Genomic DNA, 14,043 nt, shown 5'->3' with positions numbered 1-14,043 from the left:
CAAGATGAGATTTCTTTTAAGGGTCGTGGGAGATGACCACGTTGATAGGTTACAGGTGTAACGGTGGTAACATCATAGCCGAGTAATACTAATCACCCGTAGACTTTTCGCGCAGCATTCTTTTTTATAGATAAGAGTTAAGAGATAAGAAGTAAGAAAGTGTAATACTACTTATGTTTTATCAATTATCAATCTCTTAAGAAGTTGTTAGTTAAAAATATGTTTTTTATCCCTATATGTTAAAAATATGATTAGGAATTGGTATTTTAGGTTAAGATACAAAAAGGAGTTTTAAAAAGCTCTTATCTTTTACCTCTTACCTCTTACCTAAAACGATTTAAGGTGGTTATAGTCAAAGGTCTCACCTCTTACCATTCCGAACAGAGCAGTTAAACCTTTTAGCGCAGATGGTACTACGGTCACGTGGGAGAGTATGTCGCCGCCTTCTTATAAAGAGCAATTCTGATAAAGAATTGCTCTTTTTTATTGTTTGAAGTTGTGGGACTGCTTGGAAGGGAAAGGACGATTTGGAGAGAAAGTAGGAGAATTAACAGGAGTGGACTAAAAAAACAATATCTTGATTGCTAATTGCTAATAGTTTTGTATCTTTGCCCCAAAATCAATTATACAATAATGTTGAAGATTAAATTACTTATTATATACTTACTTTTAGTTATCTCTCAGGCAGTAGCACAGGTGACTTCTCCTAATGCTACCTATAACAATGTGGATATCACTACTGTGAATGTGGATAACTTGAGTGATGCACAAATAAAAAATTATTGGGATCGCGCTCAAGCACAAGGTTATTCATTAGACCAATTCATTGCTTTGGCTCGTAGTCGCGGTATGCAAGAAACGCAAATAATGAAGCTCAGGCAGCGCATTATGCAACTCAACACTTCTTCTGATATTAAAAACAAACTTAAAGAAAACACAAAAACAGGTAGGCGTCCGGCTGAAGGTGATGATATTTTTGGTTATACTGGTAAAGAAAACAAAGATTCTATCACAACTAAACAGAAAAAGGATTCTATATTTGGAATGAGTTTCTTCAAGAATCCTAAAATATCTTTTACTCCTAACCTCAATATGGCAACTCCCGACAACTATCAAGTAGGTCCTGGTGATGAACTACTCGTGGAAGTTTGGGGGGCGACAGAAGGTTCTTTTAAGCAAAAAGTAGACGCTGAGGGGAATATATTCCTAAATGGTATCGGGCGTATTCACGTGGGAGGACTTTCGTTCAGTGAGGTGAAGGCTAAGATTAATTCACAGCTCAAGCGCATTTATTCTGGTATTTCGGCTCCTGAGGGTAGTTATGCGAAAATTTATACAGGGGTAACCATCAGTCAGGTGCGTACAGTAAAGGTGAATATCATAGGAGAGGTAACAGTTCCTGGGACTTATTCGCTTAGTTCGCTTTCAACAGTGCTTAACGCATTATATGCTTGTGGAGGCCCTTCGGAAAGCGGTTCGTTTAGAGAAATAAATATCTTTCGTGGAGGTAAAAAAGTTGCTACTTTTGACGTCTACAATTTTCTAATAAATGGTTCAGAAAAAGGCAATATAGGTCTTAAAGACCAAGATGTGATTATTGTACCCCCATATAAAAACCGTGTATGGGTGGACGGGAAAGTAAAGCGACGTGGTTTTTATGAGACTTTAGACAATGAGACGCTGGCGAACCTCATCACCTTCTTTGGAGGTTTTACCTCTGATGCTTTTACCAATACTTTGGTGTTGGAGCGCATTAAAGATGCTAAACGCGAAGTGAAAGAGATTCTTTTTGCTGATATTTCAAAAGTAAAAATGCAAAATGGAGACCGCCTAAATGTACACGCTATTACTGATGAATACCATAATAGGCTCAGTATAGGCGGAGCGGTATATCAGCCTGGTGTATACGAGTTTAAAGAGGGAATGACGGCTTACGACTTACTCAATAGAGCTAACGGTGTGAGAAAAGATGCTTCCTTGAATAGAGGTCTTATCTTCCGCACTGAAAACCGCGTGGATTACCAAACACTTAGTTTTTCGGTAAAAGACCTCATAGAAAAGAAAAATGATATTCCGCTAAAAGATAATGATAGTATTCATATTTTCTACAGAGATTCTCTTCAGTACAAACGCTTTGTAAAGGTAGAAGGAGCTGTAAATAAGCCTAAAGAATTACCTTTTATGGAGAATATGACAGTGGAAGACGTGATTTCGTTGGCAGGTGGTTTAGCTAATGGTGCAGACCCTTCGATGATTGAGGTATTTAGAGAAACTAACGATGGTAATTTTCAGAAACTAAGTCAAGCTTTTAAAGTATCGTCTAACCATCAGTTAGAGCCCCAAGGAGAACGACTTACCTTGCAACCTAACGATGTAGTATCGGTACGTTATATCAAAGGATTTACTCCTATGCAAACTGTAACGGTAATGGGAGAAGTGCTCTACCCAGGTGTTTATAGTATTCAATCTAAAGACGAACGTGTTTCGGATTTATTAGAGCGTGTGGGCGGTTTTACTCCCTTTGCCTATAAAGAAGGACTTACGCTTGTGAGAAAGAAGACAGATGAAGGAGATATTCAACAAGAAGATTTCTTAAAAGAACTCATTGAGATTGAGAACGACACGAGCAGTAGCACTTCGAATAAAACACTGAGAAGAGTAGCTAAAAAAAGCAATGAGTATCGCATAGGGCTTGATGTAAAAAAGATATTAAACCGAAAACACAGCAAATATGACCTCTTGCTCAATGACGGAGATATGTTATTAGTCCCTTCAGAAAAACAAACTGTGGAAATTAGAGGAGAAGTATTAGCGCCTTCATTAGTGCGTTATGAAAAAGGAGCTTCTATACATCAGTATGTCAGTAGTGCAGGAGGTTTTGCCAGCAGGGCGAAGAGGAGTGCTATTTATGTGATGTATGCCAATGGAGATATAAAGGCAACACGCACCTCTCTATTCTTTAAAAACTACCCAAAAATAGAGCCTGGGGCTATTATTATAGTACCTTCAAAACCCGAAAAACAACGTCTTACAACCGGAGAAACGGTGGGTATCATTTCGGCTATTACTACTATGGGGGTGTTAATTTACAGTGCTTTTAAAAAATAACTATGGAAAATAATCATCACAATACGATAAGAGAAGAAGATGAAATAGATTTGCTACAGTTTATTAATAAGCTTTGGAGAGCTAAGAAATCAATCGCTGTATTTACGTTGATATTTATGGTTATAGGGGTATTAGTAGCCTTATTTTCGGCTAAAGAATATACCGCTACCACTATTATGGTACCGCAAGCAACTGATAGCAAATCGACAGGAGGATTGGGAGGACTTGCTGCTATGGCAGGGATTAATTTAGGAGGGAACAATGCAGATGCTATTCCACTTACTACCTACTCCAAGATTATTGAAAGTGTTCCGTTTAAAAAGAAATTAGCACAGACGAAGCTTACATTTTCAGATATTCCTAATCCAATTACCTATGAGCAATATTGTAAAAGCTATGCGAAACCGAGCATTTGGAGCAGTGTGATGAGTATTTTCCGTTCAAATCCTTCTGAACCGTCTATTAAGATACAAGACACCACTCATATTACGAGTATTAGTAGAGAGGAGAGAGCTATCCTTAATAGTATCGATAATAATATTAAGTTGAATTTAAATGAAAAAGAGGGTTATATTACGCTATCGTATGCAATGCCCGAAGCACTTCCTGCGGCACAAATGTTGCAAAGTGCGCAACAGTTATTGCAAGAAACAGTAACTGAGTTTAAATTGCAAAAAGCAAAAGAAGAGTTCGACTTTGTACAACAACGTTTTATCGAAGCTGAAAAAGATTTTAAGGCAAAGCAATACGCTGTGGCAGGTTTCCAAGACCGCAATCGTGACCTTTTTAGCAATTTGCCTCAAACGCGTTTGCAACAACTACAAGCTGAGTATAATTTAGCTTTTAATGTATATACTGAATTAGCTAAGCAACTTGAAACCAAACGTATTAAGATGAAGGAAGACCAACCAATATTTACCATTATTGAGCCTGTGAGCGTACCTAACGAACGGTCTAAACCTAAACGAATGATGATTATTGCCATTTGGACGTTTGTAGGACTCATTATAGGAATAGGTAATGTTTTTCTAAAAGACTTTAGACGGCAACTCAAATCTAACGACTAATGACTAACAACTATATTATCTTTGATATGGACGGGGTGCTATTAGACAGTGAACCAATGCACCAAGAGATTATTTATGAGACTTTTCAGCTGAAAGGCATTCCGTTTGACAAGGCGTATATACAAACTCTCACAGGTATGTCGGCCTTCCCAATGTGGGAAAAGGTAAAACGCGATGCCCACCGAACAGAAAGTGTAGAGGAGCTAATGCAGTTTCACCGTGATTACTTTTTCAAACGATTACCCGAAGTGAAAGTTCCCTTAGTACCTCACGTAAAAGAAGTGTTAGAGAAGTTTAAGAATGAAGCAAAGCACTTATCATTAGCTTCCTCTTCCGGACGCAAACTCATCGATATTTTTACTCAGCAAACAAATATAGCACACTATTTTGAAGTAATGATGAGTGGAGATGATGTGCAGTACAGCAAACCTAATCCTGAGATATTCCTAAAAGTAGCCCAATGGTATGAATTGCCTGCTGGACGATTTACAGTGATAGAAGACAGTACCAATGGGGTAAAAGCAGCTAAAAGTGCGGGGATGCAGTGTATAGGCTTCCAGAATCCCCTTTCAGGCGGACAAGATTTAAGTCAAGCCGACCTACTTATCCATTCAATGCAAGAACTTTTATGACAAATAGTAACATACAACTCATAGAATGTGTAACGATAGCCAATGAGGATTATTTACAATCTTTATTGGCTGTTGGTTTTTATGCCCTTGCCCTCAAAGCCGAACTACACCCTTTAGTTAGTTATTTAGATTTTTCAAACACCCAAACAAAAATCTTGCTCTTAGACGACGAACTGCCTGCCATTGAAAAACAGGACATTACTATTAGCTGTTTGGCTACTGCCTACCAAGCCGGCACTACACGTTTTTATAGTGCTATCAAAGGTTATGGAGGCTATCTTCCTACTGAGAAACTCCTCACCTTCTTCCAAGCCCAACACATCCCTACGGGTATTAACCTGCTCGCTTTTGAGAGTGCTTATAACGAAGCGCTACATCAGGTAACAACTAATAGATAACGGGTAACAAGTAAAGCTGAATATGTGAGTAAGTCTAATGGCTTAATCAAAGTTTTTCTTACCTCTTACCTAAAATCGAAATCCCTATAGCACAATCTAAACAGCGTTTGGACTGGCAATAGTGTTTGTATTGTTGTAGAAGTACTTGGGTATCAAAAGCAGTGGTGACGGTGGCACCTAATTGTTGATATTGGGTGATAATGCTGTTGCTCTCGGCTGTCATTGTTTTGAGTTCTTCAATGAGAGATTCGCTCACATCCTTGCCTAAACTTTGGTAATAAGCATATTTGAGTGGGATGAATACATTAATCCAAATAAGTGTGATGAGAGTCGCACTGATAGGCTTTTTTACTTTTTTAGAAGTCTTTGTAAAGGTATAGTGGGTTTCCCAAAATTCGGAGACTCCTACAGCAAAGAGTTTTTGGATACTTTTGAAATCATTCACTTCGAGGATTTGTGAAAACAAACCTTGATTTAGCTCGTATAGCTGTGCGAGTTGCGAGAGCCGAATAGTAGGGAAACCTTGCGGACGCAAACCAGTGAAATATATTTTTATTACGGGTGCAGAGAGATTGTATTTCTGTTGTAGGTAGTGATAATTTTGCAATAGCTCACGAGGGTAAGTGAGTTCAGTTGCTTCGGGGAGTAAGCCTGCTTGCCCCAGTAGTAGTGCTTCTAAATGCAAGGGGTGTGAGCGTTCTTTGCGGATAATACTAAGGTCGAGATGTTTGCCCAATTGCAGGAAGGCTTCGCCGTTTACAGTGCCTCCAAAAGACTTGAGAAGCATACAAAAAAGTACTTTCTCCCAATCGAAATTGGCAGCTTCCCACAACTCGTTTACCGCAGTGGCTTTTTCTTCTAAACGTTCCACTAACAGACGTTCATTCCACGAAAGCAAAGTAATGGTAGGTATAGTGGTATATTCTTTTTCACAAGGAATAAACTGGTAGTGTGAGGCTACAGTCGTATTGTACCGCTCTAAGAGTTCAGAGGAGATAAGACCTCGGAGTTCTAAAGTGGGAATAGGTTGGTTGTTAGCATCGAATACTTCTATATCGTGTTCCCAAACTACGTGCAGAATCACATTGCGATAGGTAGGATCACTCTCGTGACCGTGAACGTACCAATGCGATGATTTGAGATGCATTTCTACATTACCTGCCCATTGTTGCTCACCTATAAGCAGTTGGGCACTTTGGAAATCGGGACCTGAAAGGGAATTGTAGTCGCCAAATGAGAGAATTTGCAAGCGCTCTCCCGTAGTAAGTACAGTGTTGAGAGGTACTTTTTTGTATTTCCATAGGTAGTGTAAGAAATCTTCTTTCATTTTGTTTAGGTAAGAGATAAGAGGTAAGAAATAATGCGAGCTTATTCAATTAGTAAAGGTTGTAACAATGCAAATTATTCTTGAGTTGGGATTTTTAATCTTTTTTCTGTATATAGAAAAAGAAAATAATAAAGGGTTGCTAAGAGAATACCGAAAATCCAACCTACGAGTACATCACCAGGAAAATGCACGCCTAAATAAATACGGCTATAACTTACAATAATTGACCAGCATAGCAATAGAGTAACGATATATCGGGCGTTTTTCCTAAGTAAGTAACTAAAAAATACGGCTATTGCCATTGTATTGGCGGCGTGTGCTGAAAAGAACCCATACTTACCACCACAAATCACCATTCGCATTTGCCCGATAAGACTCTCATCGTGACAAGGGCGCAAGCGCTGGAATCCGTATTTGAAAACGTTCGCCAACTGGTCGGTAGTGGTGATGAGAAGGGCGATGAATACCAAGATGAGCAATACTCGTTTCCAATGGAAATACTTGAAGCACAAGTATAACAAAAAAGCATAGAGGGGGATAGACGAGAGTTCATTGGTGATTACTAACCAAAGGCTATCGGCTTCGGGCGTCCCCCAACTATTGAGGGAACAGAGCAGTTGCTTATCTGTTTCTATAAGGTATTCTAACATTATTTACGTTTTTTCTTCTTTTTAAAAGCCTGTTGGAGGGCTTCAGCAGTCTTTTGTTTACGACTTTCTCTTTGTCCTTTTTTGCGATTTCTACCTTCATCGTTGCCGTGTTTTCTACCGTCATCATTTCCGCGTTTGCGTCCGCCACGGTCTCTGCCAGCTCCTTTGGTAGAGAGTTCTACATTGATGAAGCGACCGTCCATTTGGAAGTCGGTAAAGGTGCTCATCACCAAATCGGAGAGGTCGGCATCGGTATTGAAGAAAGAGAAACTGTTCTTTACATCTACTTTGAAAACATCATCACGACCTAAATTAAGGGTGGCTTTGAGGAAATCTTTGAGCGATTTCCAGTCATAGCCATCGCGTTCACCTATGTTGATGAAATAGCGTACTTCATCACTACTTCCTCCGCTGCGGCTTTCGCGATCGTTCTCTACCGATAAGTTTTCGGCATTTTTATAATAATTGAAGAAACGCGTAAACTCTACTGAGAATATTTTTTGATCAACTCATCACGATCTACATTTTTCAGTTCTTTATAGATAGCCGGTAAATAATCGTCGATGGCAGGGTTTACTTCTGTATTTTTGAGGTTGTTAGCCAAGTGATAGAGCTGTATCTCGCAGATTTCCATACCCGATGGCAATTGTTTCTGCTCAAAAGGTTGCCCTATCATCTTTTCGATAGTTTTGATTTTCTTTACCTCGCTTTTTGGCAAAATTACCATCGAAATTCCCGATTTACCAGCACGACCTGTACGTCCACTGCGGTGGTTGTAGGTTTCTATTTCATCGGGTAATTGGTAGTGAATTACGTGAGTGATATCGTCTACATCAATACCGCGGGCAGCGACATCGGTAGCGACAAGCATTTGTATTTGGCGTGCGCGGAAGGATTTCATCACCAAATCACGTTGATTCTGACTCAAATCGCCGTGAAGGGCAGCGGCATTGTAACCGTCTTCAATTAGTTTTTCGGCTACTGCCTGTGTATCACGTTTGGTTCGGCAAAATACTACCGAGAAGATATCGGGGTTGGCATCGGCGAGGCGTTTTAGAGCTTGGTATCTATGGCGACCGCTCACTATATAGTACTCGTGTTGCACGGTGCTAGTAGCCTGATTGCGAGTTCCTACTGTTATTTCGATAGGCTTGCGCATAAACTTACGCGCTATCTTAGCCACCTCGTTAGGCATAGTAGCCGAAAAGAGCCAAGTGCTTTTTTCTTGAGGGGTATGCGATAGAATAGCGGTAATATCTTCATAGAAGCCCATATTGAGCATTTCGTCGGCTTCGTCGAGCACACAATAGTTGATATGACTGATATCTACGAAGTTACGGCGTATCATATCTTGCATACGCCCAGGAGTAGCCACGATAATTTGTGCGCCTTTTTTGAGACTACGCGCTTGTTCCTCAATACTTGCGCCGCCATATACCGCCACTACGTTCACCTTAGGGAGGTACTTAGCATAATTGCGGAGTTCAGAAGCGATTTGCAAGCAGAGTTCGCGTGTAGGTGAAAGGATAAGACCTTGAGTTACACGGCTATCAGTATCGATAAGTTGGAGGAGAGGAAAGCCAAAAGCGGCTGTTTTACCAGTACCTGTTTGGGCTAAAGCTACCATATCAGCACCATTTGCCAAAAGAGTAGGAATGGCTTTTTGCTGAATTTCAGAAGGAGTTTCAAAGCCCATATCGCTGATGGCTTTGAGGATAGGTTCATTAAGACCTAATTGTTCAAATAAATTCATTAATACAATTTGTAAATTAGCAAATTTGCCAATTTGCTAATGTATTCTAAAGCGCAAAGGTACAACAATATTTTCAATTGACAATTGATAATTGACAATTAAGAAGAAAAAACTTTGCCAAAAGTGCGAGCCACACGGGCAGGAAACTTTGGCAAAGTATAATAAATAATTTATATTGTGTTTCTGCTTATTTTTTTATGAAAAAGGAAACAATAAAGAGAATTATTGCAATGGACATTATTGCGAATCCTGCTATGCGAAACCCCTTACAAAAAAACGTTTTATCTTTATCGTCTACTATTTGGTGTTCACTGGGAGTTTCGGGCAAATAAGCTACTGTAATACTCTCGCCTGCTCGATAATTGGTTTGACGGCTACCACTATGAGCCCCAAAATAGGTTACACAAAAAGTATGAGCCGAATTAGCATATTTCAAGTTTATAGGGGCGTTTGAGTTCAGAACAAGAGGTTTTACAATATAAGTATTTTCTCCTACAGTATACTTATAGACTACATAAGTCCTATTATTAAAACCAATACCTCCTACACCTTGACTGCCTGATTTGACAATTTCTAATACCTCTCCTTGTGCTTTCCCTTGATATAGTTTTTTGTTCTTTTCGGTAATTCTTTTGTTAATCTCAGCAGTAACCAAGAATACAAGCGCAAACAGAAAGAATATGCCAGAGCTTACCAACATTCCCATTTGGTTGTTCATTTGGTTGTCCATTACCTTAGTGATTTATTTATTGGATACTAAAATCCATTCTCCGCTATTTATTAGGGGGTCAGCTTGTTTGAACTTGAGCTCTTTGCGTTCACCGGTGCGGATGTTTTGAATTACTACCTTGTCGTTACGACCAATTTTAGGTTGTTCGCGTACGATGGTTTCTACTACCGAACGGCGCTGTGAGGCTTGTTGCCCTACTTCACGGGCGCGTTGCGCCATTTCATCGCTGTTGAGGGCTTCTTCCTTATTGGTTTGATAGCGTTCACGAGTGCGTTGTGGCGCGTGGGCTTCCTGTACGGGTGGATTTTGAGTAGGTAACTCGGCTTTGAACAAGAAAGAAATAATCTCTTTGTTTACCTTATCGACCATAGCTTTGAACAACTGATAGGCTTCAAACTTATAGATGAGTAGTGGGTCTTTCTGTTCGTGCACCGCTAATTGTACAGATTGTTTGAGTTCGTCCATACGGCGGAGATGCGTTTTCCACTCTTCGTCGATGATGCCAAGCGTAATATTCTTCTCGAAATCGCTTACGAGTTTCTTACCTTGGGTTTCGTACGCCTCTTTGAGGTCGGTTACGATGTTGAGCATCTTTTCGCCATCGGTGAAAGGCACGACGATGCGCTCGTAAGTATTATTAGGATTTTCGTATACCTCTTTAATCACTGGGAAGGCTTGAGCGGCACTGCGTTCAGCTTTTTCTTGATAGTGTTTGAGCGCTTCGTGATACAAGGTGAAAGTAAGGTCGTTTGGCGATTGTTTAGCAAATTCGGCTTCTGAAATTTGTGTTTTCAGTGAGAAATATTTGATGAGCTCGAAAGTGAAATTCTTGTAGTTATTTCCACCTTTGTTGTTTTCTACTATATTCTCGCAAGTATCAAATATCATATTTGCCAAATCCACTTTTAGGCGTTCACCTTCAAGAGCGTGGCGACGGCGTTTATAAATTTGCTTACGTTGTGCGTTCATCACGTCGTCGTACTCTAACAGACGTTTACGCATACCGAAGTTGTTTTCTTCTACCTTTTTCTGAGCTGCCTCGATGCGTTTGGTCATCATAGAGTGCTGAATTACATCACCTTCTTTATGACCTAAGCTGTCCATTAGTCGGGCGATACGTTCAGAACCGAAGAGACGCATTAGGTTATCTTCGAGAGAAACGAAGAAGAGTGAGCTACCAGGGTCACCTTGACGACCAGAACGACCGCGCAACTGACGATCGACACGGCGAGAGTCGTGGCGTTCGGTACCTATAATTGCCAAACCTCCTGCAGCTTTTACTTCGGGGGTTAACTTGATATCGGTACCACGTCCCGCCATATTGGTTGCAATGGTTACCACACCACTATGTCCGGCTTCGGCTACGATTTCAGCTTCTTTTTTATGTAATTTCGCGTTCAACACATTGTGTTTCACCTTACGCATTGTAAGCATACGGCTGAGGAGTTCGGATACTTCCACAGAAGTAGTACCTATCAACACTGGGCGACCTGCTTCGGATAGTTTTACTACCTCATCGATTACGGCGTTGTATTTCTCGCGTTTGGTTTTATAGATAAGGTCGTTGTGGTCTTTACGAGCTATAGGACGGTTGGTAGGGATTTCCATTACATCGAGTTTATAGATTTCCCAGAACTCACCCGCTTCAGTGATAGCAGTACCCGTCATACCCGCTAACTTGCTATACATACGGAAGTAGTTTTGCAAGGTAATAGTCGCGTAGGTTTGGGTAGCTGCCTCAATTTTCACATTCTCTTTGGCTTCAATCGCTTGGTGCAAACCATCGGAATAACGACGACCGTCCATAATACGACCTGTTTGTTCATCGACGATGAGCACTTTGTTATCAATTACTACATACTCTATATCTTTTTCAAAGAGAGTGTAGGCTTTGAGCAATTGGTTAAGGGTGTGAATGCGTTCGCTTTTTACGCTAAAATCTTGGAATAATTTATCTTTTAGTTTAGCTTCTTCTTCAATAGGGAGTCCTTGGTTCTCGATATTGGCAATTTCTACCCCAATATCAGGTAAAACAAAGAAATCTTTATCACCATCGTAGGCAATATCAGCAAACCCTTTATCGGTAAGCTCGATTTGGTTGTTTTTCTCATCAATCACGAAATACAATTCGGCATCTACCTTTGGCATTTCGCGATTGTTATCCTGCATATAGTAATTTTCAGTTTTTTGGAGCAGTTGTTTTACCCCTTCTTCGCTGAGGAACTTGATGAGCGCTTTATTTTTAGGCAAACCACGATACACGCGCAAGAGTTGGAATCCTCCTTCTTTGGTATCCCCTTCGGCAATAAGTTTGCGGGCATCGGCTAATACTTTGGTGAGGTAAGTACGTTGTTTGTTTACCAAATTTTCTACCAAAGGTTTCAGTTCGTTGAACTCGTGCAATTCACCTTTAGGGGTAGGACCTGAGATGATGAGCGGTGTACGAGCATCGTCTATCAATACAGAGTCGACCTCATCGACAATTGCATAGTTGTGAGCGCGTTGTACCAAATCTTCGGGTGTGTGCGCCATATTGTCGCGGAGATAGTCGAAACCAAATTCGTTGTTAGTTCCGTAGGTAATATCGGCGTTGTAGGCACGGCGACGCGCTTCGGAGTTAGGTTGGTGATTGTCGATACAATCCACACGCAAACCGTGGAACTCAAATAAAGGTCCCATCCACGCACTATCTCGGCGTGCCAAATAGTCGTTCACGGTTACGAGGTGCACCCCATTCCCCGTTAGAGCATTGAGGTAGACAGGCAAGGTAGCCACGAGGGTTTTACCTTCCCCTGTTTGCATTTCGGCAATCTTACCTTGGTGAAGGGCAATACCTCCAATGAGCTGTACATCGTAGTGTACCATATCCCAAGTAACATCTTTACCAGCGGCGTCCCAGTGGTTTTTCCACACGGCTTTATCACCCTCAATAGTTACATAGTCATGGGTAGCCGATAGTTCGCGGTCGTGCTCTGTAGCAGTTACGGTAATAGTTTCGTTATTAGCAAAACGACGGGTAGTTTCCTTCATTGTTGCGAAGGCTTCGGGAAGAATCTCGTTCAATACCTTTTCGGAGACTTGATAGGCTTCGCCGTTGAGTTTATCTACTTCTGCATAGAGGTCTTCTTTAGCGTCGATATCGTCGGTAGCGTTTGCTTGTGCTTCGAGTTCGGCTATTTTAGTATCGAACTGGGCGCGAGCGTCTTTTATTCTTTGCTTAAACTCAATAGTTTTTGCACGCAACTCATCATTAGAGATATTTTCTAACTGAGAGGCGTAAGTTTTTATTTTTTCAACGATAGGTTGGATAGCTTTTAGGTCGTTTTTGGCTTTGTCGCCAACGAAAATTTTAATAAGGGAATTGATAATGCTCATTATAATGATTAATGATTAATGATTAATGATTAATGATTAACTTTGCCAAAGGTCGTAGCACGACAAGCAATTTAGAACCTTGACAAAGGTCATACTGTAAGTTTGTCAATAAATATACCAAAAGGCGAGAACTGACAATTTGTCACTATATTGATTTGCTAATCTGCTACTTTGCTGATTTGCAAATTAAAAAAAGTCTCCTCAGAGAGACTTTTTATTTTTGTTTTTAATATTCATCTTCATTCCATAGGTAATCTTCCTCCGACGGGTAATCAGGCCAGATTTCGTCGATAGATTCATACATATCCCCTTCGTCTTCTATTTCTTGAAGGTTTTCCACCACTTCCATAGGAGCGCCTGTACGGATAGCATAATCGATAAGCTCGTCTTTAGTAGCAGGCCAAGGAGCATCACTTAAATAAGATGCAAGTTCTAACGTCCAATACATAAACTAATAGAATTTTATAAATTTTGCGCAAAAGTAATACTTTTTATTTATTATACAAAATAATTTGCTAATTTGTCACGGTGTGTATAGCCTTTCTTCATTTTGTGCTACTCACAAAATATCAGAGCAGGTTCTTTCAGATATACATTTAGCACTACCGAATCTTTCTCTTTCATCTTTATATTATTTATATACACACCTTTATACCCTGAAAAAGTAGTGACTTGCACATCGTATTTTCTATTAGGAAGAAGATAAAAATTAGCTTCTTTATAATTTGAAATAATAGGCAGTCCATTAATATGTAAATACAAATTACTAGTTGACAAAGAGCCGTCTCCTTCAAAAATTTTAATATTTAAAATACTTTTAACCGACGCCCTTTTACTTTTATAATAAGACAATGAGTAATCATCGCCTTTCTTGCCAATTTTCTCTTGATAAGGATCTATTTGCCTTTTCATAGAATTGCAACTACTAAGAAATATTAGAAGACTAATTACAAAGATTGTTAGGATTTGCTTCACGTTCATATTTTGCTATTTTAAATATTTC

At 40.0% G+C, this 14,043-nt stretch carries 10 protein-coding genes, 2 rRNA genes and 1 pseudogene (1 of these 13 cut by a window edge); 6 read left to right on the top strand and 7 right to left on the bottom strand.

The window, feature by feature from the left end; all coding sequences use genetic code 11:
• The 6 genes from HW279_RS02205 to HW279_RS02180 all read left to right on the top strand — a co-directional run.
• Positions 1 to 112: ribosomal RNA gene (locus tag HW279_RS02205) — 23S ribosomal RNA — on the top strand; it begins 2,732 nt to the left of the window's first position.
• Between the two features lie 226 nt (positions 113 to 338).
• Positions 339 to 448 (top strand): 5S ribosomal RNA (gene rrf / locus HW279_RS02200).
• 185 nt (positions 449 to 633) lie between these two features.
• The gene (locus tag HW279_RS02195) at positions 634 to 3,108 is read left to right on the top strand and encodes an SLBB domain-containing protein (protein ID WP_178957795.1); all 2,475 of its coding nucleotides are present in this window, start codon (positions 634 to 636) and stop codon (positions 3,106 to 3,108) included.
• Between the two features lie 2 nt (positions 3,109 to 3,110).
• Positions 3,111 to 4,175, top strand: coding sequence for a Wzz/FepE/Etk N-terminal domain-containing protein (locus HW279_RS02190; protein WP_178957794.1), 1,065 nt, complete (start codon positions 3,111 to 3,113; stop codon positions 4,173 to 4,175).
• Complete coding sequence (locus HW279_RS02185; protein WP_178957793.1) at positions 4,175 to 4,807, top strand: HAD family hydrolase; 633 nt, start codon at positions 4,175 to 4,177, stop codon at positions 4,805 to 4,807. The genes HW279_RS02190 and HW279_RS02185 overlap by 1 nt, the downstream gene beginning before the upstream one ends.
• Entirely contained in the window at positions 4,804 to 5,205 is a 402-nt protein-coding gene (locus tag HW279_RS02180) for a pyruvate carboxyltransferase (RefSeq protein ID WP_178957792.1), read from the top strand. The genes HW279_RS02185 and HW279_RS02180 overlap by 4 nt, the downstream gene beginning before the upstream one ends.
• A gap of 58 nt (positions 5,206 to 5,263) precedes the next feature.
• On the opposite strand, the gene HW279_RS02175 is transcribed toward HW279_RS02180, so the two are convergent.
• From HW279_RS02175 to HW279_RS02145, 7 genes and pseudogenes are all read right to left on the bottom strand, one after another.
• Positions 5,264 to 6,532, bottom strand: a complete 1,269-nt coding sequence (locus tag HW279_RS02175) for a DUF2851 family protein (protein WP_178957791.1) — start codon at positions 6,530 to 6,532, stop codon at positions 5,264 to 5,266.
• A 74-nt stretch (positions 6,533 to 6,606) separates the two neighbouring features.
• Positions 6,607 to 7,182, bottom strand: coding sequence for a phosphatase PAP2 family protein (locus HW279_RS02170; protein ID WP_178957790.1), 576 nt, complete (start codon positions 7,180 to 7,182; stop codon positions 6,607 to 6,609).
• A pseudogene (locus HW279_RS02165) lies at positions 7,182 to 8,935 on the bottom strand (DEAD/DEAH box helicase). The gene HW279_RS02170 and the pseudogene HW279_RS02165 overlap by 1 nt, the downstream one beginning before the upstream one ends.
• Positions 8,936 to 9,122: 187 nt before the next feature.
• The gene (locus HW279_RS02160; protein ID WP_178957789.1) at positions 9,123 to 9,665 is read right to left on the bottom strand and encodes a DUF3592 domain-containing protein; all 543 of its coding nucleotides are present in this window, start codon (positions 9,663 to 9,665) and stop codon (positions 9,123 to 9,125) included.
• 12 nt (positions 9,666 to 9,677) lie between these two features.
• Positions 9,678 to 13,040 (bottom strand): preprotein translocase subunit SecA, encoded by a 3,363-nt coding sequence (secA, locus tag HW279_RS02155; RefSeq protein ID WP_178957788.1) that lies wholly within the window; start codon positions 13,038 to 13,040, stop codon positions 9,678 to 9,680.
• 226 nt (positions 13,041 to 13,266) lie between these two features.
• The gene (locus HW279_RS02150) at positions 13,267 to 13,488 is read right to left on the bottom strand and encodes a DUF2795 domain-containing protein (protein WP_002673751.1); all 222 of its coding nucleotides are present in this window, start codon (positions 13,486 to 13,488) and stop codon (positions 13,267 to 13,269) included.
• Positions 13,489 to 13,595: 107 nt separating this feature from the next.
• Positions 13,596 to 13,952 carry a hypothetical protein gene (locus HW279_RS02145; protein WP_232207512.1) on the bottom strand — a complete coding sequence of 119 codons (357 nt, stop codon included), beginning with the start codon at positions 13,950 to 13,952 and terminating at the stop codon, positions 13,596 to 13,598.
• Positions 13,953 to 14,043 lie beyond the last annotated feature (91 nt).

The sequence above is a fragment of the Capnocytophaga sp. oral taxon 903 genome (assembly GCF_013394785.1).
Lineage (GTDB): Bacteria > Bacteroidota > Bacteroidia > Flavobacteriales > Flavobacteriaceae > Capnocytophaga > Capnocytophaga ochracea.
This window is presented reverse-complemented; position numbering and strand designations above follow the sequence as displayed.